The sequence below is a fragment of the Nitrosomonas cryotolerans ATCC 49181 genome (assembly GCF_900143275.1).
Classification (GTDB): Bacteria; Pseudomonadota; Gammaproteobacteria; order Burkholderiales; family Nitrosomonadaceae; genus Nitrosomonas; species Nitrosomonas cryotolerans.
The window spans coordinates 2,164,606-2,185,535 of sequence record NZ_FSRO01000001.1 but is presented as its reverse complement, the minus strand read 5'-3'; the positions used below and the strand labels follow the sequence as shown (position 1 = coordinate 2,185,535).

Genomic DNA, 20,930 nt, shown 5'->3' with positions numbered 1-20,930 from the left:
TTAGCCATGCGATCGGATCATTATTCATTGAATAATGTATTATATTATTAAATTCAATTGGATAAACAAGTTCGATAATTTAAAGTTTTTCAGGAGAGGAGATAATATGAGTTTTGAGAGTGAAATCAAGGCAAAATTTGGAGGATTTTGGAATTCAGTTCTTTTGTTGCTTGTTGTTATTGTCTGTCTGCGTTTTTCAAGTATTGAATTATTGGAAGAGGATTTGAGTGCCAGAGTACTTTATTCACTGTATTTGTTTCTAGGGTGTTTAGGAGGGGGAGCGTTAATTGCTTTGCTAAAAGTTATATTTTCTTTTTCCAATCAGCCTTATTTACGACCACCTGTGGCAGTTAATGTTGCTACAGGCCTAAAATATGGCATTGTAGCAGCTGGACTGTTAGTTTTTATTGTAGGTGTTATTCAACTTGATAATTTCATGGGACTATTTCAGCCGCCTATTAATGCGCTTTTTGCGAAGCTATCACAATTAATTTCATAAATCCTCTTAAAGGGCCAGCTGCGTTTGGTCCTTTAAGAGAAGGTAATCTGATTTTATTTATTTTTCATGCTCTAAGTTCATAATGTATTGATACAAATGTTCGTATTCTATTTTTGATGGCTTATTGAATAGGGGATCATTCTGAATTTTTACCTTAGTTTCAATCGCTTTCCATTCTTTAGCAGTAAAATGATCCATTAAGGGATAAATTAATTCATTCTTTTTCTCAAGATGAACAAGCTGTAGCTTAATAAAATATCGCACGCTACCAAGTAATTCGTTTGCAGGAACAATACAATCACTGGCAATCGTGCTAAATAATTGATTAATTTTATCTGTTTCTGAGATAATTTTTTTATGTTCCTGTTTAAGTTGCTCGATAAGATTACTTTCTTTTACGTTTTTTTTTAATAAAAGATCAAAAATTACATCTTCTGCAGGCTGATGCCATTTATTTGGATATACGCGAATATAATCTAATGCACTTAGTATGATCGCCATATCAGCAGAACGGTGGCTATTGAAGTCATAACAATCAATTTCTTTACTTAAGCAATTAAGTACAAGCTGTATGTGATGATGATCAGTATAAAGCTGATGTTGAATCGGATGCATGACAACTCCTCAGAATTATCTTTTCAATTCTATCCAGGTATCGGGGCTACTAGATTTGCTATATTTTGTCACTAAATTAAAATACTGGAAGCGCGTTCTGTATTATTTTAAGCTTGCCAACTGATCTCTTCTTTTTTTGTGGAAAAAAAGACAGAATTAATCGAAGTCTAGCACAGTAACCCTACTCGTAACGTTAGCATATCATAGTATATGTCAGAAGCTGAATTATTTTATTACTCATTAACTTGGCTGTTTCGTCAGATCAATTATTGAAGCTTTCGTATTAAATCAAGATGAGTGCGCGTGTTTGTGATTAAAAGTAGGGAGGTCTTTGCAAAACCCCAATAGCTTAAAAATTAACCCTTTTTTATAACCAATAGTAAAAAATTTCTGGCGAGGGCTTTTGCAAAAGTCTCGCAGGATCATTTTGTGGGGTCACCACCTGTTTATTCGATTTAACTAGGCAGAATAAGTGAACCGCTGATGAGAAAAATTTCGATTAGTGTTTATTGTTTATATATCCGGTATCGGTGGTTTAATTGACCAAAAATGATGACAGATTGAATTGAGGGAGAATCTAGATGAGCTAACGGATAGCGAATAGCCGGATGAATGATATATTGCTGGTTTTTCTATATTAGTATGATGAAAAGATATATTTTTTTATTACAATCGAAACAATTTTTTTTCTTTGTTATTTTCGCTTTCCTTATTTTCGTTTTTATTTCTAGGCTCGGTTACGCCTCTCAGGAAGCCGATACGCTTAGAGATCATGTGCGCGATCTGGAGGATGTTGTGGTACGTTATACCGAAATACCTAACATTGCTGGAGAAGGTGCTTCTTTACATATTTATAATGACGGCTATGCTGTTGTATCCTATCCCGCGTACATGCAACGAGCGGGAAATTACGGTATTTATTTGAATCAAGAAACATTGGATCACTTGTGGGTCTTAGTTACCGGCAAGGATATTCTGGAATTTAATGAACAGGCTGTTTTTCAGCGCAAATCTGCTTTGAATCAAGCACGGAAGGAATTGTTGTCAAAGCTATCCAATATTACGGACACTTTCGGTATGCGCCTTGAAATTTATCCAAATCGGTATAAATTTGTGGGATTTAGAAACGGGGATAGTGGTGAGCTAAAAGAAATTTTCTGGTCAGGTTTGAAATGGGATGCGTATCAATTTCCTGAAATTAAGGAGATCCAGATTTTAGCGAATATTCAGCAGGCATTAATGGCAGTTATGGCACGCTCTGATCTGAAAAAAATAGACTGACTATAAATTATTGATAATGATGAAAAGAGGATATGCGTTCAGTTACAGTCTATGTGAAATATCATTCTAAGCTATTTAACATGGCAGAATCCGACGTTACTGAATCTCAATTAATCAGGATCGTGATGTGTAGATGGGTGATAATGCTGCTGATGTTGGCGGTTTCACATCCTGCTAAATCAGGCGCATTTGAGTTTGCTGGTGATGCCAATGGGGTTGATATTGTGTCACATCCTGCTGGTTATACCGGAACCGGGGGTAATTTGATTGTAACTGTCGGTATTTCACCTGCATCTCTTTACGCTGATGAGATGCTCATTCCTGTGCAAAATGCAGTGAAGACCTGGAATCGCCAAATATCCACGATAGGCAATGTGATAGCTGATAGTAATCAGATTCTTCATGAGCAATTTGATTTTGAATCTGTAGCACTTCATGAATTGGGCCATTGTATTGGTTTAGCGCACCCAAATCTGGCTTCTGAATCCGGACTAACTGGAGCAAACAAGAATTATACGAGTACAACGAAAGGAATTAATAATCAGTTCGATCTAAATAGTGGCGCAGACGGAATTATCGGTTCTAGCGACGATGTCCGTGGGGATGATGTCAATTTGCACTGGTTTCGTAGAGAAAGCAATAATCCTTTTATTATTGCAGGATTGCAGGATATCACAACCTATAGTCGTAACTTAGCAGATCTTCCGTTGGGAGATTTATTTGTTGCCAACGGTGATCGGGGCGTCTCCGCACTATTCGGCATGCAAAATACCGAGGCAGTCATGCAGCAGGGTATCTCTCCTCGCGAAACCAAACGTTCTTTAACTGCTGATGATGTGGCGACATTACGTCTGGCTATGAGCGGGCTGGATATGATCGCAGGAACCGCTGATGATTACACTTTAACCTTAGTTTTTAACGGATTTACTGATACCGCAGATATCGTTTTTAATTTCGATAATATGGCTTCATTCTCAGCCTGCAGTATATCAGGAATATTTCTTAATGAAACCCATGTTGGTATTACTGAAGCTCACATTTCCTTTAATGCGGATTTTTCCTGGTTTTTTAACGATAAAATAATCCCTCATTCGAAAATACCAAGTCTTCCACTCGGGTCAATAAACCCTGTAATGAGTATTTCAGCTAGTGGTTTAGTGGATGACGATCTAGTTTTTAAACAGGAGGATAGGTTATCGCTTGTAGTAGCACTGAATCCTGGTTCCAGCGTTGGGAGTTTAGCTGATCATTGGGTATGGGCAAATACGCCATTAGGCACCTTCTGGCTCAATGGTGAATTACAGTTTATACGTTCTGATTCTCCTATTCGGGTATTTGGTGGACCTTTGAATTATATATCGCCTTTTACTATTCTGAACATTGCGGTTAGTGAATTGCCATCCGGCACCTATACTGTATTTTTTGCTGTGGATGGCAATCAGGATAATATTATTGATGCTACATTTCAGGATATGACGACATTTATAATAGATTAAATATATCAATCGATATATTTAATCTATAAGTCCCGGTATCTTTTCCTCTTATAAAAGAATTTAGTCTGGCAAATGAAATAAGCCGTTAAGAAAGTAGAACATTTTCTTTTGCTAAGAATATTAGCGACATTACAATTTTTAAGGATTTTATTATGCTTTGTCCAAAGTGTGGTGCTGAAAATAACAGTCAAGCTGAGCTTTGTATCCATTGCGGTGAAGGTTTATTCACCGAAAACAATCAGACTGTACGACCGAATACGGGTGGCCACCAGCGTATTCTTGATATTAATTTGAACTCAGGTGCTTCCAATACCAGCACAAAACCTGTCGTTTCAAAGGGGCTTAATATAGCAATCTGGATGGGAACCCTTATTTTTCCAATTATTGGTATTATGATGGGTTTTACTTACATGAGAAAAGGCCATCCAGATGAGAAAAAAGCGGGTAGAAATTGGTTAATACTTGGAATAATTATGATTTTTGCTCAAATTGTTCTGATTGCTTTGAGTAATACGCAATAATTTTCCTGTCTAATTATTTTAAATAAGCAAACAAGCTATCTTGGTGTTGCGGAATTGATATTTTTTAGAGCAGGGATAGTATAAAGTATATCCCTGCTCTATACGGTTTACTTATGAAGCGAGATTGAAGTTATTGACAGACTAAAACATGGGTTTGTCTTGAGTAGAATTAAAGCGTTCGATACCCGTCATAATTTCTGTTTTAGCCTTTTCTACACCATCCCATCCTTCTATTTTGACCCATTTCCCTTGCTCGAGGTCTTTATAATGAGCAAAAAAATGGGCAATTTGTGATCGTGTAAGTTGTGGTAAATCATCGGAAGACTGGATATCTTGGTAAAGATTGCATAGTTTGTCAATTGGAACAGCTAATAGCTTTGCATCCTCACCTGCCTCATCAGTCATTTTTAACAAACCCAATGGCCGACAACGTACTACAACACCGGTGATCAATGGTACGGGTGAAATGACCAACACATCCACTGGATCATTATCTTCCGATAATGTGTGCGGAATGTACCCATAGTTGCATGGATAGTGCATGGATGTCGACATAAAACGATCTACAAACATAGCCCCCGTTTTTTTATCTACCTCATACTTGATAGGGTCAGCATTCATGGGTATTTCTATAATAACATTGAAATCATTGGGAACATCATGGCCCGAAGTTACACGATCAAGGTTCATATTAGCTTCTAACAGTGGAAAAGCTATTATTATAACTGTGATAGCCATGAATACGCGTATGAACTAAAGCATTTTTCAACCTTTAACACCTTAGATAATCTGTGTCAACAGGAACAGGGGGTATTTAGAATTTGATCGGAGAGGAACATGTCTTTGCAGTACTCAGTGATGGCATGGGATTTACGATGAGGCGATCGGAATCAGATGAGTGCGACTCCTTTTGAAGGTATTTATCCTAAGAAAACTAATAATTATGACCATTAATTCAATAGCTATCTATATTTTTTTTCAGACCCAACTCCGCTCCATTGAGAAAAATAAGACGAAATGAATGAGCAAGACTGGAATCCCGGATTTTTAGAAATATCTCCAATATTTGAACCCTTTCATGTACTGGGTCGGTATCTTAGGAAGCTGCATAGCTGGCCTGATTTAGTTGATCTAGAGTATTTGAAAAATAATACCGCGATGCCTGTTGTTAACCATTCAGGAAAACCAATATGTTTTGTTCCTCAAATTAGTTCTGCGTCTGAGTTGGCTGATCAATATGAACCAAGGATATATCTTGCAGGCGAGGTGCAGACGCGTGCAGAAAACTGGCATGATTTTTTTAATGCATTGGTGTGGATAAGTTATCCACGTGCTAAGGCGGCACTCAATCAGTTACATTTTCAAGAGATGTTGCAGGCGTGCCAACATAAAAAAATGCAACGCGGTCCACTAAGGGATGCGGCAACGCTATTCGATGAATCAGGTGTAGTTGTAATCAGTAGTGATGTCCTGTTGATCGAGTTGCTAGAAAGTTTTGAGTGGAAGGAATTGTTTTGGCAACAACGCGCAGCTGTGCTGACATCGATGAAATTTTTCGTGTTTGGACACGGACTCTACGAAAAGGCACTGAATCCATATTTGGGTATGACTGGAAAGGGGATTATATTCAAAGTTGAAGCAGAATGTTTTGATCAGCCCACACCGACACAACTAGTTATGGTTGACATGATGCTAGAAAAATTCTTGTCTCAATATCTTCATGCTACTTCTAATTTAACGCCGGTGCCCGTGTTGGGCTACCCCGGCTGGTCAACTGACAATATAGATAGTAGCTATTATGATAATCAGCATTATTTTCGCCCTTATCCAGCACGCCGTGCCAAGTAACGTAGGGAGTAATAAGATGTTATTGCTAATCATTTGTAGTTAAATAGTTATTTACAAAAATAGAATGTTGGTTATTCATTGAAAATGCGATTAACTCAAATGTTACTATATCCTGTAGTATTGTTTTTTTGAAAAAGATTTGGGTGTTGAGTATTGAATACAGAAATGGGGTGTAGCGTAAAGAATTCACAACATTGTAGGAGAGAAAAATGACAGATATTATTACGATACTGGGTGATGAAAGCGATAACTTGCTTAAGCATGAATGTAAAGGAATCCCGAAAAGTAACTTACAGATTCCAGGACCTGATTTTATCGATCGAGTAATGATGGCGAGTGACCGTAAATCAAGTGTATTGCGCAACCTTCAGTCATTTTACAATCACGGGAGATTGGCAGGAAGTGGCTATCTGTCGTTATTGCCAGTTGATCAAGGCGTAGAACACTCGGCTGGCGCATCATTTGCACCTAATCCAATGTTTTTTGATCCTAATAATATTGCTAGACTTGCAATTGAAGGTGGTTGTAATGGTGTTGCTTCTACGTTGGGGGTACTTGGAATTATATCAAGACGTTATGCCCACAAGATCCCAATGATTCTTAAAATCAATCACAATGAATTACTAACTTATCCTAATAAATTTGATCAGACACTTTTTGCTAGTGTAGATCAAGCATTTGATATGGGTGCCTGTGCGGTGGGAGCGACCGTATTTTTCGGTTCTGAGGAATCACGTCGACAAATTCAGGAAGTTTCGGAAGCATTTGCGCATGCTCATGATTTAGGCATGGCAACCATACTGTGGGCTTATACTCGAAATGCAGCATTCAAGATCGGGGATAAGGACTATCACGCTAGCGCTGATCTGACTGGCCAGGCGAATCATCTGGCAGTAACAATCGGTGCTGATATTGTGAAACAGAAAATGGCAGTAAATAATGGTGGTTACAATGCAATCAAATTCGGCAAGACTCATGCAAAAGTATACAGTGAGCTCACTACCGATCACCCAATTGATTTGGTGCGTTATCAGGTTGCCAATTGCTATATGGGACGAATTGGTATGATCAATTCAGGCGGTGAATCAGGGGGCGATGATTTACGTCAAGCCGTTCGTACAGCTGTAATTAATAAACGTGCGGGAGGGATGGGCTTGATCTCTGGACGTAAAGCATTCCAAAAACCATTTGCTGAAGGAATAAAATTATTAAATATGATTCAGGATGTATATCTTTCTAAGCTGGTGACAGTCGCCTGATTAGATTAGGTATCTATCGAGTTATCGTGATTGAAATCGGTAAAGCAAAAAAATAAAGATGGATTGGGTTGATTTTGGGAATGTGGTGACATTGCGTAATGAAAAATCAATGTGGGATAAGCTTATAGTGTTGGTTTCAATTATGGATCAGTCTTCGTTCCATGAGTTTTTGAGTAACCGTACTTTAAATATGATTGATTGTGAGGACTATTTTCTGAACTAAATTTATTATCTCAACTTCCGGAAAACCCCGGTCTTAAGGCCGGGGATGGATAGGGAGTCAGCTTCGCTGATACTAAAGCCTGTTTTTTCACCTATTTCTGTTACAGTGTGTTAATGGAAATTAAGCGCGCACACAAATTCAGGTTTTACCCAACTTTTGAGCAAGAAACTATTCTGGCTCAAACATTCGGGTGTGTTCGGTTTGTCTATAATCGCATGTTGCGCGTTCGTTCTGATGCTTGGTATACCGAGAAAAAAAGAATCGGGTATCATGCTACCTCCTCTTTGTTGACCGAGTTAAAAAAAGAGCCTGAATTTGAATGGCTGAACAAAGTTTCCAGTGTTCCTGTGCAGCAATCTCTCCGCCACCTGCAAACGGCATTTGGTAATTTCTTTGCCAAACGAGCCAAATACCCGTCATTCAAAAGCAAGCATGAGAAGCAATCGGCTGAATACACGTCCAGCGCCTTCAAGTGGGACGGTAAGTCTCTGAAACTGGCGAAGATGAAAGATCCACTGAATATCAGATGGTCGCGCACCCTTCCTAAGGCAACAAAACTAACGATTGCAACAGTCTCTAAAGACTCAGCGGGTCGATGCCATGTTTCTATGCTTTGCGACGACTCTGTTGCGCGAAAGCCAAGGGTTAGCGGCAAAGTCGGCATTGACTTAGGATTAACGCACTTCGCTATTCTTTCTACGGGCGAGAAGATTGCGTCTCCTAACACGCTACGAAAGAATGAAACCAGGCTTGCTAAGCTGCAACGCAAGCTATCTAAAAAGCGCAAAGGGTCGGCCAATAGACAAAAAGCCAGACTGAAAGTAGCGCGACTACATGCAGGAATTGCTGATGCTCGTAAAGACTTTCTACATAAACTCTCAACACGGCTAGTGAACGAAAACCAAGTGATAGCTGTAGAGTCTTTAGCTGTTAGCAATATGAAGAAAAATCGTTGCCTCGCAAAATCAATTTCCGATGCAGGATGGGGTGAATTTGTGCGGCAATTAGAATACAAGTCGCTGTGGTACGGGCGAGAGCTTGTAGGTATTGACCGATGGTATCCAAGCAGCAAACGCTGCTCGGGATGCGGGCATACCGTAAACAAGATGCCTTTGAATGTGCGTGAATGGACTTGTCCGGAATGCGGATCAATCCATGATCGAGACATCAACGCAGCGCGTAATGTTTTGGCCGCTGGACTGGCGGTGTTAGCCCTTGGAGAATCTATAAGTCCTGTTTGCATTTAGGTGCGTCCGGGTTGGATTCGTTGAATTGGGAATCCCCTTCGTTTACGGAGGGGAGCAGTCAAAAGGATAGATAAGAAAAAATTTACTCTTGCTATCGGTTTTAGGGGTGGCTATATCGAACACAGTGGATGCTATGCGCTATGTGTTCTAATGATGATAGCAGATCGGATACTCGTTATAGCCGATGCGATCGCAGTCGGAATATGATGGTGATGATTTGCTGGCTGATTGCATGGGGAGTATCGTTTTAATATTTCTCACGAGAGATTGGATTATTAGCTATCTGGACATAAGGGGCTGTCTCGTAATAGAATTTCAAAAAAATCTCAATTCTTAATAATCAATAAATTGTATAGTAAAAAACGGATAAATCCTATATTACAAGACAGTCCCATAATGATTCGCACTTGGTCGCAAAGACCGCTGCATAACTGTGTTTTTGAGCTTTTCTGATTACTTGCAGCATTGATAAATCAAACACTTAAAACCTTGCCCAGCCCGAGATAACCAGTTATGCAGCGGTCTTAGATATCTGGTTTTATAGCGTTATTTGTCTATTTCAGCTTATTGCTTATTGAGATTAGCTGATTTTTTTGTGGCATTCTTGGTTTTTCCAGATTGTATGTGTGTTTTTTGTTAAAATACGTTTTTAATTTACTAATTTAGCGGAGTATTTGATGGCAGTCGAAAGAACATTATCCATTATTAAACCTGACGCAGTAGCTAAGAATGTAATTGGTGAGATATATACACGTTTTGAAGCCGATGGATTAAAAATCATTGCTGCACGTATGATGCACCTTTCACAAATTGAAGCAGAAAGTTTTTATGCTGTACATCGGGAGCGCCCTTTTTTTAATGATTTGGTGAAGTTTATGATCTCAGGGCCAGTTATGGTGCAGGTACTTGAGGGTGATGACGCGATTAAGAAGAATCGGGATTTGATGGGCGCAACTGATCCTCAAAAGGCAGCGAAGGGGACCATTCGTGCAGACTTTGCTGACAGTATTGATGCTAATGCAGTGCATGGTTCGGATGCACCTGAAACTGCGGCAGTTGAAATTGCCTGTTTCTTTCCAACATTAAATATTCATTCCCGTTAAAAATAAAATTACTGTGATCTATTGTGACCATTAATCTGCTGGATTTTAATGCAAAGCAACTCATTAATTTCTGTACAGAGATTAATGAGAAACCGTTTCGTGCTAAACAATTACTGCGCTGGATTCATCAGTTTAATAAGGCAGATTTTGTCGATATGAATGATTTGGCAAAAGAACTGCGCGAAAAACTTTCAAAGCTTGCGGTCATTGAGGCACCTGTTGTGACTCGCGACCATACTGCCGCCGATGGCACGCGTAAATGGTTGTTGTCAGTAGGTTCTGGAAACGGGATCGAAACAGTTTTTATTCCGGAAGTAAATAGAGGTACCTTATGTATTTCGAGTCAAGTTGGTTGCGCCCTGGCTTGTACTTTTTGTTCTACCGGTAAACAAGGATTTAATCGTAATCTGACAGTGGCAGAGATCATTAGTCAACTATGGCTAGCAAACAAGGCACTTAAAGCTGAGATCAATGAGGAGGCTACACCGGATATTGATGTGTCAGGCAATGGAAAGATAAGCTCAGTTTCTAATCGTAGTCGAGCGGTCAGCAATGTTGTTATGATGGGCATGGGCGAACCGCTGGCTAATTTTGAAAATGTAGTGATGGCGCTAGATTTAATGCTGGATGATAATGCTTATGGTCTATCACGACGCCGTGTAACAGTGAGCACATCCGGGCTGGTGCCAGCGATGGATCGTTTACGCGAACGCTGTCCAGTCGCGCTGGCAGTGTCTTTGCATGCACCGAATGACGCATTACGTGATCAATTGGTACCCATCAATAAAAAATATCCGATTAAAGAATTACTGGCCGCCTGCCGCCGTTACCTGCAAACGGCACCCAGAGATTTTATTACTTTTGAATATGTGATGCTTGATGGCGTCAATGATAGTGCCGAGCATGCTCATGAATTGGTAAAATTGGTACAGGAAACTTCTTGTAAGTTCAATTTGATTCCCTTCAACGCTTTCCCTGGTTCTGATTATAAGCGTTCACCGCCAGAAGCCATACGCGTTTTTCGCGAGATATTGATGCAAGCGGGTTTAGTCGTTACGGTACGCAAGACACGGGGAGATGATATTGCTGCCGCCTGTGGACAGCTAGCAGGACAAGTACGAGACAGGACCCGACGAACAATTGGTGTGACGATGAATGCAGTAAAATGAGAAAATTATTGTCCACTTTTCTCGCTTTACTGGCCATATGCTGGCTCAGTGGGTGTGTGCCACAATCGATTCAGAGAGGGCAGCTACTGGAGCAGTCTTCATCTCGAGCGAGGCAAAGCGCAAAAATTCATACCGAGCTAGCCGCGGAATATTATAATCGTGGTCAGCTTAAGGTGGCCATGGAAGAAGCTGCTGACGCATTACAGGCTGATCCTGATTATGCGCCTGCATACAATGTAACCGGCTTGATTTATATGTCGTTACATAAGGATATACTCGCTCGGAATAATTTTGAGCATGCACTAAAGATCTCACCGAATGATTCTGAAGTTCATAATAATTTTGGCTGGTTTTTATGTCAGCGTATTCCCAATAAAATAGATCGGGCAGTTGAACATTTTATGATGGCGCTCAATGATCCGCTTTATTCAACACCTGAGAAATCCTATACAAATGCTGGAATATGTGAATTAAAACGTGATCAGTATAAAACTGCTTCCGTTTTTTTTCATAAGGCGCTATCGATTCAATCAATGCATTCGCCTGCATTAATCGGCTTAATTGAGGTAGATTTAAGAAGTGGTGATCCCGTAACAGCTAAGTCGAAACTTTTGCGTTATATGCAGCATTCAGCGCTAACACCGGAAAGTTTATGGCTGGCAATACAGATTGAGCGCAAAATAGGTGATCGTTATGCAGAAGACAGTTATGTGTTTCAGCTACAAAAATATTTTCCTGATTCCAAAGAAGCTGCAGCACTGCGTGAAGGTGGGCTTAAATAATGAGTAATATTGAAAACAAAGATGAATATAAGGAAAAATCCGGTATTCAAGGGGCAAAATTTGAAGCAGAAGGCGTTGAAATTAATGAGACTGCGGAAAATAAGCTCGGAATTGGCGATGCTGCAACAATTGAAATGGATAGCAGCGAAAACGATCAGAAAAAAATAATTAAAGAAGGAATTGTTGAAAAAGAAAGAAATACGGCAGATACGGCGAGTGTAGTGCAGAGCGTGGGGCATCTGCTGCGAAATGCTCGGATATCACGCAGCATGAGCCTATCAGATGTAGCACGGCAATTACGTTTGTCAGTGCAACAAGTTGAAGCAATAGAGAAGGAAGATTATGACAAACTACCTGGTCGTACGTTTATGCGCGGCTTTGTGCGTAACTATGCCAACCTGTTACAGTTAGATCCAGTAGCCATACTCCAGCTACTGCCGCAATCAGCACCAACTATTTCTGTTCAGCGGACTCCATTTCGAATCAAAGAGATTTCACTTACTTCAAACCATGAACGAAATGGGCATAGTCTCTTTATTATTATAATAATATTAATATTATTCTCACTGGTTATTTATTGGATCTACCAAAATGGTGACTGGAGCAAAGAGTCAGTCGTGAAGAATTCAACAGAGACTACTTTTACTTTGGAACCCAAAGTTAAAACTGACCCAGAAACTATCGAACTATCATTGCCATTACCACCGCCCGTATCTTCTTTTGATATCCTGAACAATAAGCAGCTCAATCAGACTGCAAAGTCAGTCGAATTGGAAAACAACCGCCTGTCACCAGAGAAATCATTATCAACTGCTGAATTAGCTAATGCTACACCAAAAGATCACACTATTGGCATCTTGCATTTTCTCTTTTCAAAGGAATCTTGGGTTAATGTGAAAGATAATAGAGGAAAGACAATTTTCGAACAGACTAATGCCAGTGGCACTGAACGGGTCATTAGTGGCAAGCGACCATTATCTCTTGTGATTGGCAATGCAGCCGGCGTCAATCTCACCTATAATGATAGGCCGATCGACTTGAAACCATATACCCGTAAAAATGAAGGTATTGCACGCCTTGCACTTGAATAAAAGTATCATTCCGACAGGATTTATTTCTTGTAATCTTTTACGATCTTAAATTTACTCAAATTATGTCCCAAAATAGTTTTTCTACTCGGCGACGAGAAAGCGTTGGCGTTCAAGTAGGCTCAATTACTATTGGTGGTAGCGCACCGGTGGTGATTCAATCTATGACGAATACTGATACTGTGAATGAGGCTGCGACTGTTGCGCAGGTTGAGGAACTCGCGCGCACTGGTTCTGAATTGGTACGTATTACGGTTAACTCCGCTGAAGCAGCGAAAGCAGTACCGAATATTCGTGCAAAACTTAATGATATGGGTTGCTATGTGCCATTGGTTGGTGACTTTCATTTTAATGGTCATAAATTGCTGGCAGGCTATCCTGATTGTGCGGAATCCTTATCTAAGTATCGCATCAACCCAGGAAATGTAGGATATGGAAAAAAGCGCGATGAGCAGTTTGCAACGCTGATCGAAACAGCTTGCAAATATGACAAACCTGTACGAATTGGTGTTAACTGGGGTAGTTTGGATCCTGAGATGTTGGCACGCATAATGGATGAGAATGCTAAATCAAAAAAACCAGAAGATGCAGCCTATGTCATGCGCGAAGCATTGATTACTTCTGCCCTGGAAAGCGCGGCTAAAGCAGAAGAGATTGGATTAAAGCGTAACAGAATTGTATTGTCATGCAAGGTAAGTGGTGTACAGGATCTTATTATGGTATATCGTGAGTTAGCGACTCGTTGTAATTATGCCTTGCATCTTGGATTAACTGAGGCAGGAATGGGCTCCAAGGGAATTGTTGCATCAACGGCGGCACTTTCAATACTACTACAGGAGGGAATTGGCGATACGATACGTATATCACTGACTCCTGAACCAGGGGGTGATAGATCTCGCGAGGTGATTGTGGGACAAGAAATTCTACAGACAATGGGATTACGTGCTTTTGTGCCGTTAGTAGCGGCATGCCCGGGTTGTGGACGGACAACGAGTACCTATTTCCAGGAATTAGCTGAGAATATTCAAAGTTATGTGCGAAATGAAATGACGGTATGGCGTGATCAATATGATGGTGTCGAGAATATGACTCTGGCAGTGATGGGCTGTGTTGTTAATGGTCCGGGAGAAAGTAAACACGCTAATATTGGTATTAGTTTACCAGGTTCAGGAGAAAATCCGGTTGCGCCGGTCTATGTAGATGGGCAAAAGACAGTGACATTGAAAGGTAATAATATTGCGGACGAATTTCGTCAGATTGTTGATCAGTATGTACAAGAAAAATATCCCAAAAAGATACAGTAATGACTAGATCCGTCAAGGCCATACGTGGGATGAATGATATCCTGCCGGAAGAAACATATAAGTGGGAATTTTTCGAGCAAACTGTGCATGAATGGTTGGCAGCCTATGGTTATCGTAACATTCGCACTCCGATTGTCGAACAAACAGATCTGTTCGTACGTTCTATCGGTGCGGTAACAGATATTGTTGAAAAGGAAATGTATACCTTTGTCGATCATCTTAATGGAGATAGCCTGACATTACGCCCCGAAGGCACTGCATCCTGTGTTCGTGCGGTATTAGAACATAATTTACTATATGCAAGCCCACAGAGATTATATTATTCGGGGCCCATGTTTCGCCATGAGCGTCCACAAAAAGGACGGTATCGGCAGTTTCATCAGGTAGGTGTTGAAGCACTGGGATATGCTGGCCCGGATATTGATGCTGAACATATTGTGATGTGTGCACGACTATGGAGTAAACTGGGTATTTCTGGCGTGCGGCTAGAGATTGGAACATTAGGTAGTATTGAGTCACGAGCACTGCATCGAACGAGATTAATTAAATATTTTGAACAGTATTTAGACAAACTTGATGCGGATGCCCGTAGACGCTTATATAGTAATCCGCTACGAATTCTTGATAGCAAGAACCCGGAGATGAGAGAGATAATAGCGGCTGCACCTCGATTAATTGATGACTTAGATGAAGACTCACTCCTGCACTTTGAGACATTGCAGCATATTTTACGGAAGCAGAATATAAATTTTGAGATAAATCCACAGTTAGTTAGAGGATTAGATTATTACAATCGAACTGTATTTGAATGGGTTACCGATAAGCTCGGAGCGCAAGGTACGGTTTGTGCAGGCGGTCGTTATGATGGATTGATTGCACAAATCGGAGGGAAATCAGCGCCAGCTTGTGGTTTCGCTATGGGTGTTGAGCGGCTGTTGGCATTAATGCTGGAGTACGGCAGTGAGATAACGCAATCTGTGCCGCATGTTTATATCGTGTACCAGGGTAAGGCTGCCGGGGATCTTGCATGGAAAGCAGCAGAATATTTGCGTGATGAGGGACTCAAAACAATATTACATTGTGGTGGAGGGAGTTTCAAAGCGCAGATGAAAAAAGCGGATGCGAGTGGCGCACGTTTTGCATTAATCATTGGTGATGATGAAGTCCAGGCCGAGGAGGTTAGTCTTAAGCCATTACGGGATGCAGCAGAACAGACTAGAGTGGAACTAAGAACAGCAGTTGATTTGATTAAAAAGCAATATTAATTCTAGATATATTGCCATTGTATGATAAAAATCATATCCATCGCTATAGACAGCGTGAGTAATTCTGCCGCAATCTTTCTGATTCATGGATGGTTACAAGCAAATAATTCTATTCATCGGTGATAAGAATGCAATGTCAGAAGATTACGATGGTACAACTTCTTTCGACCATTAATTTAAGTTTGATCATTATGCTTTAACCTACTATTGCTGGTTACCCAAATAATTAAAATTAAGAACTTTAAACTTATTCAGGAAAAATAATGGCGACATATAATCTAGAAGAACAGGAAAAAATAGATGGGCTGAAGTCTTGGTGGGATAGCTATGGCGCATCAATAGTAATCGTTGCATCTGTGTTGATTGCGACGATTGCCGGTACGCAGGCATGGAAATACTATCATACACAACAAGCGGAGCAGGCTGCGGATCTGTATGGTTTGTTGCAGCAGGTCCAGTTAACTGAGGATGCAAGGAAAATTGATGATGCAGCGCATTTATTGATGGCGGGCTTTCCATCAAGCGGTTACGCTTCACGTGCAGCCATGATTGCCGCGCGTGCCAGTGTTGCCGCTGACGATATCAAACGTGCTAAAGAACAATTGCAATGGGTAATTGATCATACCGAAGAATATGAGTTGAAGGATCTTGCTCGACTAAGGCTAGCTGGTTTATTACTGGATGAGAAAAAATATAATGAGGCAGCCCATTTACTAGAGGCTGACCATGGCACGTCTTTTTCTGGCCTTTATGCTGATCGTAAGGGTGATGTGTTAAGCGCTGCCGGCAAGCTCGCCGAAGCACGAAGAGCTTACCAAATAGCCATCGACAGGTTGAATAAGAATAACACCTACCACAGTATCGTGCAGATGAAACTTGATGCATTGGGTGAAGAAGCCAAGTAGTAATTTGAAAATGATCGTATTTTGGTTTGTTGTATCTTTGCAACAGATTTTGCTGCTAGTGTTACTGCTATCGCTTGTTGGATGCGGAAGCACCCCAAGCTTATTTAATCCGAAAATTATTGACTCATTAAGTAGCCAGGTGATTGAGTTGCTTGAAGGAGAAGATAAAATTGAAATTGATGCGGAGGAATTGGCCATACTGGCAGCTGTTCCTCGCATATCTTCATTTTGGCAAAACAGTGTTAAAGCCAGTAAGATAGCGGTATTCTCGCCTGTATTTGCTAATGGTGCACTATATGCGGCGGATGAAGAAGGAAATTTAATACGCTTTGACCCTGTAACAGGCAAACAATCCTGGAATATTAATACTGAGCATCAACTGTCAGGAGGTGTGGGGGCAGGTGATGGTATGGTTTTAGTTGGGACGTTTAAAGGAGAAGTGCTGGCTTTTGATGAATCCGGCAATGCTTTATGGAAGGCAATTGTTACCAGCGAAGTGTTAAGTCCGCCACGGGTAGACAGTAATATAGTAGTGGTTCGTACTGGTGATGGTAGGATCTTTGGATTGGATGCTATTGATGGTAGTCGTAAATGGGTATATCAGGGTGCAACGCCCTCTTTGACTGTACGCAGTTCTGCGGGTGTGTTGATATCGAGAGGGGCAGTGTTTGCTGGATTCGCGGGGGGTAAACTGGCAGCAATGAGTTTATTCAATGGCAATATTGGCTGGGAAATAGCTGTGTCACTGCCTCGCGGTGTTACTGAGCTTGAACGGATGACGGATATTACAAGTCTACCAGTGGCTGATGAGCATTTGGTTTGTACGGTTGCTTATCAGGGGCGTGTTGCATGTTTTGGAATGGCAGATGGAAGTCAAGTCTGGACACGAGAAGCATCTAGTAGTATTGGTCTTGCCATGGATGATGATTATGTTTATGTGAGCGAAGATCAGGGTGCTGTTGTTGCTTATGACAAGAGAAGTGGTGCCAGTATCTGGAAACAGGGTAGATTGGGTAGTAGAAAATTATCTCCACCTTTGGTACGAGGACATAATGTGATAGTAGGTGACGATCAAGGCAATATCACCTTGCTCAGAAATTATGATGGTGCTATTGTTGCACGTTCTGCTACGGATAAGAGTGCTATTCTTGCTTCGCCTGAAGCTTTACCCGATGGTTTCGTGGTGCAAACTGCAAAAGGTGGGCTTTACGCATTCAGCCATCAGTTCTAGAAGATATTCCTGCCTTCTTTATAGAAGATAATTATCTTGTTTGTCGCTAAAACAGCTCAAAGAGCTTTCTACCATAATACCCTGAGATTATGAAACCTACACTCGTACTGGTTGGTCGGCCAAATGTCGGTAAATCAACATTATTTAACCGATTGACCCGTAGCCGTGATGCTATCGTTGCGGATATTCCTGGATTGACCCGAGATCGACATTATGGTCATGGGAGAGTTGGTGATAAGCCTTATTTAGTCGTGGATACTGGTGGTTTTGAGCCAGTTGTGAAGGATGGTATATTGCACGCAATGGCTAAACAAACATTGCAGGCCGTGGATGAGGCGGATATGGTGTTGCTGATTGTCGATGGTAGGCAGGGTTTGGCTGCACATGACAAAATCATAGTAGAGCAATTACGCAAAACCGAACGAAAAATTCTGTTGGTGGTTAATAAAACAGAAGGCATGGCAACATCGATTACGACAGCGGAATTTTATGAACTAGGTTTAGGTGCTCCTTGTGCTGTTTCAGCTATTCATGGTGATAATATCAATGAGTTAGTAGAACTGGCATTGGCTGATTTTCCGGATCAGCAGGAGAAAGAAGACGGCAACAAATATCCCAAGATTGCGATCGTAGGACGGCCCAATGTAGGTAAATCTACGTTGATCAATGCATTGCTGGGGGAAGAACGCATGATTGCATTTGATCAGCCTGGTACCACGCGTGATAGTATTTATGTCGATTTTGAACGTAATGGGAAGCATTATACTTTAATTGATACAGCCGGTTTGCGTCGTCGTGGAAAAGTGCTGGATACGATAGAAAAATTCTCTGTTGTTAAGACGTTACAAACGGTAGAGAATGCCAATGTAGTAGTACTTGTGCTGGATGCGAGAAATGAAATCTCTGATCAAGATGCCCATATTGCTGGGTTTATTTTAGAAACGGGGCGCGCACTGGTAGTGGTAGTGAATAAATGGGATGGTTTAGATCATTATCAGCGTGACACTATCAAACATGAGCTTATCCGTAAGCTTGCATTTCTAAGCTTCGCAAAACTACACTATATTTCAGCCTTGCATGGTAGCGGCCTGAATGAGCTGTTGCCATCAATTGATATGGCTTATGCTGCGGCGATGGCTGATTTGTCAACACCAAAACTTACCCGCGCCCTGTGGGCAGCCGTAGAAAAACATCCACCTCCTCGCGGGGGAATGTCTCGCCCTAAACTCCGCTATGCGCATCAAGGTGGGTCCAATCCCCCATTGATTGTTGTGCACGGAAGTATGCTCAATCATGTGCCTGAAACATATCGTCGCTATCTTGAGAATACTTTTCGTGAAACATTTCAACTGGAAGGTACGCCACTGCGAGTAGACTTCAAAATGGGCCATAATCCCTATGCTAATAAAAAATCCCCATTGCCGACTGAGATAGAAGCAAGGAGTGCACATGCTCGCCGTCGTCGAAATAGAAAGAAATATGGTTAATTTTGGATGCACCTGCAACTAGTATCTAACCGTAGGCATATGAGATCAGCACGGTTAGATTTCATGAATGATTCGCTTTATTTAACCCTATCGCAATGAGTTTGTTGACCTACCTATATATAAGAAATAGCTGATGGAATTATTTTGAAATAATATTCTGGATTAGGGTAATCACTTGTTTATAAATTAGAAAGTTGGTTTAAGGATATTTCGAAACACTCCTTTGATATGTGACGAGATCACCCTATTGAATTTATTCTTAGCAACATAGTTAGCAAATAAAAGTATATAAGCCTGAGTGATCAAGAATAGATATGTTTCATAATCATGGCCATAAAATAGGCAACTACAACCGTGCCTTTGCTATTGGCGCTATATTGAATATCGTTTTTGTAGCTATTGAAGCAGGTTATGGAATATTCTCTGGATCACTGGCACTGATAGCAGATGCGGGACATAACTTAAGTGATGTGCTCAGCCTTTTGCTCGCTTGGGGTGCTAGCTTTTTAGCATCAAAACCTGCTACAGAAACAAGAACATATGGTTTTAGAAAGGTAACCATAATGGCCCCCTTAATCAGCGCGATATTACTATTTATTGTGCTAGGCGGTATTGCTTGGGAAGCAATTGGCCGCTTTTTTAATCCGGAGCCTGTTGAAGGAATGGTGGTTATCCTGATTGCAGCAATCGGTGTTGTGGTGAATACATTAACCGCTTTGCTTTTTGTTTCAGGTCAAAAGCAGGATTTGAACATCAGGGGTGTTTTTCTCCATATGCTTGCTGATGCGGGTGTTTCGCTGGGCGTTGTGATTGCGGGTCTGTGTATTGTAATTAAGGACTGGTTATGGATTGATCCTGTCATCAGCCTGCTTATTGTCGTCGTTATTTTAATAGGTACGTGGAATTTGCTCAGAGACTCGACAAACCTCGCAATAGATGCCGTTCCTGAGCACATTGATATATCTGAAGTAAAGCATTACCTGACTAACCTTGGCAATGTTTATCAGATTCATGATTTACATATCTGGCCTTTAAGTACAACAGAATTTGCGTTGACCGTACATTTGGTCGTCACCGACAGTTCATTAAATAATGATTTTTTACAACAATGCCAGCAGCATTTGCATGATTATTTTGGCATAGCGCATTCTACGATTCAGATTGAGAAACGAGATGATGCAATTAACTGCATATTGGACAATAAAACGCTATAAATAAGTCGTTTTTATTTGGAACTGGATTAATACAAAATTTCCGTTATGCAAGAATTTCTCAGCAGTTATTTGAAATCATGCTAGGTTGCTGGCACAAAGGTAGACTCAAAAAGAGTCATTCGGTTATTGCGCTTTGCTCGAATTGGAGAACGCCAAGTATTACAACAAAGAAATGCGATGAAAACAGAAAGGCGATCAAATAGTACTTTGAATCCCTCAAGCAAATCCCCGCAGCACAACAGATTGAGACTTTTGCAAAAGTCCTTGCCGGAAGTTTTAGACTATTGATTATAAAGGGTTAATTTTTCAACTACTAGGGTTTTGCAAAGGTCTCAGATTATGAAAAAATAACCGTTTTATGCTGTGCTTTTCATCCATAAAGATATATAGCTC

At 40.8% G+C, this 20,930-nt stretch carries 19 protein-coding genes; 17 read left to right on the top strand and 2 right to left on the bottom strand.

The window, feature by feature from the left end; genetic code table 11:
- The first annotated feature begins 106 nt into the window (after positions 1-106).
- Positions 107-499 carry a hypothetical protein gene (locus tag BUQ89_RS09775; RefSeq protein WP_028461822.1) on the top strand — a complete coding sequence of 131 codons (393 nt, stop codon included), beginning with the start codon at positions 107-109 and terminating at the stop codon, positions 497-499.
- 57 nt (positions 500-556) lie between these two features.
- Here BUQ89_RS09775 and BUQ89_RS09770 read toward each other — a convergent pair whose 3' ends face one another.
- Entirely contained in the window at positions 557-1,114 is a 558-nt protein-coding gene (locus tag BUQ89_RS09770) for a hemerythrin domain-containing protein (RefSeq protein ID WP_028461823.1), read from the bottom strand.
- A 774-nt stretch (positions 1,115-1,888) separates the two neighbouring features.
- Between BUQ89_RS09770 and BUQ89_RS09765 the strand changes: the two genes are divergently transcribed.
- The 3 genes from BUQ89_RS09765 to BUQ89_RS09755 all read left to right on the top strand — a co-directional run bounded on the left by BUQ89_RS09765 (position 1,889) and on the right by BUQ89_RS09755 (position 4,412).
- Positions 1,889-2,395: a hypothetical protein gene (locus BUQ89_RS09765; RefSeq protein ID WP_177183594.1), complete on the top strand. Its 507-nt coding sequence runs from the start codon at positions 1,889-1,891 to the stop codon at positions 2,393-2,395.
- A 32-nt stretch (positions 2,396-2,427) separates the two neighbouring features.
- Positions 2,428-3,891 (top strand): hypothetical protein, encoded by a 1,464-nt coding sequence (locus BUQ89_RS09760; RefSeq protein ID WP_028461825.1) that lies wholly within the window; start codon positions 2,428-2,430, stop codon positions 3,889-3,891.
- Between the two features lie 152 nt (positions 3,892-4,043).
- Positions 4,044-4,412 carry a zinc ribbon domain-containing protein gene (locus BUQ89_RS09755; protein ID WP_028461826.1) on the top strand — a complete coding sequence of 123 codons (369 nt, stop codon included), beginning with the start codon at positions 4,044-4,046 and terminating at the stop codon, positions 4,410-4,412.
- A gap of 141 nt (positions 4,413-4,553) precedes the next feature.
- Here BUQ89_RS09755 and ppa read toward each other — a convergent pair whose 3' ends face one another.
- The gene (gene ppa, locus BUQ89_RS09750) at positions 4,554-5,102 is read right to left on the bottom strand and encodes an inorganic diphosphatase (protein ID WP_028461827.1); all 549 of its coding nucleotides are present in this window, start codon (positions 5,100-5,102) and stop codon (positions 4,554-4,556) included.
- A 327-nt stretch (positions 5,103-5,429) separates the two neighbouring features.
- Between ppa and BUQ89_RS09745 the strand changes: the two genes are divergently transcribed.
- The 13 genes from BUQ89_RS09745 (at position 5,430) to BUQ89_RS09685 (ending at position 20,537) form a co-directional block, all read left to right on the top strand.
- Complete coding sequence (locus tag BUQ89_RS09745; RefSeq protein ID WP_028461828.1) at positions 5,430-6,260, top strand: DUF3025 domain-containing protein; 831 nt, start codon at positions 5,430-5,432, stop codon at positions 6,258-6,260.
- Positions 6,261-6,469: 209 nt separating this feature from the next.
- Positions 6,470-7,519 carry a class I fructose-bisphosphate aldolase gene (locus tag BUQ89_RS09740; RefSeq protein WP_028461829.1) on the top strand — a complete coding sequence of 350 codons (1,050 nt, stop codon included), beginning with the start codon at positions 6,470-6,472 and terminating at the stop codon, positions 7,517-7,519.
- 336 nt (positions 7,520-7,855) lie between these two features.
- Positions 7,856-8,989 (top strand): RNA-guided endonuclease TnpB family protein, encoded by a 1,134-nt coding sequence (locus BUQ89_RS09735; protein WP_074202589.1) that lies wholly within the window; start codon positions 7,856-7,858, stop codon positions 8,987-8,989.
- A 677-nt stretch (positions 8,990-9,666) separates the two neighbouring features.
- Complete coding sequence (gene ndk / locus BUQ89_RS09730) at positions 9,667-10,092, top strand: nucleoside-diphosphate kinase (protein WP_028460434.1); 426 nt, start codon at positions 9,667-9,669, stop codon at positions 10,090-10,092.
- Between the two features lie 23 nt (positions 10,093-10,115).
- The gene (gene rlmN, locus BUQ89_RS09725) at positions 10,116-11,261 is read left to right on the top strand and encodes a dual-specificity RNA methyltransferase RlmN (protein WP_028460435.1); all 1,146 of its coding nucleotides are present in this window, start codon (positions 10,116-10,118) and stop codon (positions 11,259-11,261) included.
- Positions 11,258-12,043, top strand: a complete 786-nt coding sequence (pilW, locus tag BUQ89_RS09720; RefSeq protein WP_028460436.1) for a type IV pilus biogenesis/stability protein PilW — start codon at positions 11,258-11,260, stop codon at positions 12,041-12,043. The genes rlmN and pilW overlap by 4 nt, the downstream gene beginning before the upstream one ends.
- On the top strand, positions 12,043-13,134 hold the full coding sequence (locus BUQ89_RS09715; protein WP_051537451.1) for a helix-turn-helix domain-containing protein: 1,092 nt from the start codon (positions 12,043-12,045) through the stop codon (positions 13,132-13,134). The genes pilW and BUQ89_RS09715 overlap by 1 nt, the downstream gene beginning before the upstream one ends.
- Positions 13,135-13,196: 62 nt before the next feature.
- Complete coding sequence (gene ispG, locus BUQ89_RS09710) at positions 13,197-14,435, top strand: flavodoxin-dependent (E)-4-hydroxy-3-methylbut-2-enyl-diphosphate synthase (RefSeq protein WP_028460437.1); 1,239 nt, start codon at positions 13,197-13,199, stop codon at positions 14,433-14,435.
- On the top strand, positions 14,435-15,700 hold the full coding sequence (gene hisS / locus BUQ89_RS09705; protein WP_028460438.1) for a histidine--tRNA ligase: 1,266 nt from the start codon (positions 14,435-14,437) through the stop codon (positions 15,698-15,700). The genes ispG and hisS overlap by 1 nt, the downstream gene beginning before the upstream one ends.
- Positions 15,701-15,963: 263 nt before the next feature.
- Positions 15,964-16,605: a YfgM family protein gene (locus BUQ89_RS09700; RefSeq protein WP_028460439.1), complete on the top strand. Its 642-nt coding sequence runs from the start codon at positions 15,964-15,966 to the stop codon at positions 16,603-16,605.
- A 10-nt stretch (positions 16,606-16,615) separates the two neighbouring features.
- Positions 16,616-17,836, top strand: coding sequence for an outer membrane protein assembly factor BamB (gene bamB / locus BUQ89_RS09695; protein WP_028460440.1), 1,221 nt, complete (start codon positions 16,616-16,618; stop codon positions 17,834-17,836).
- Positions 17,837-17,925: 89 nt separating this feature from the next.
- Complete coding sequence (gene der, locus BUQ89_RS09690; protein WP_028460441.1) at positions 17,926-19,323, top strand: ribosome biogenesis GTPase Der; 1,398 nt, start codon at positions 17,926-17,928, stop codon at positions 19,321-19,323.
- A gap of 314 nt (positions 19,324-19,637) precedes the next feature.
- Complete coding sequence (locus BUQ89_RS09685; RefSeq protein ID WP_028460442.1) at positions 19,638-20,537, top strand: cation diffusion facilitator family transporter; 900 nt, start codon at positions 19,638-19,640, stop codon at positions 20,535-20,537.
- Positions 20,538-20,930 lie beyond the last annotated feature (393 nt).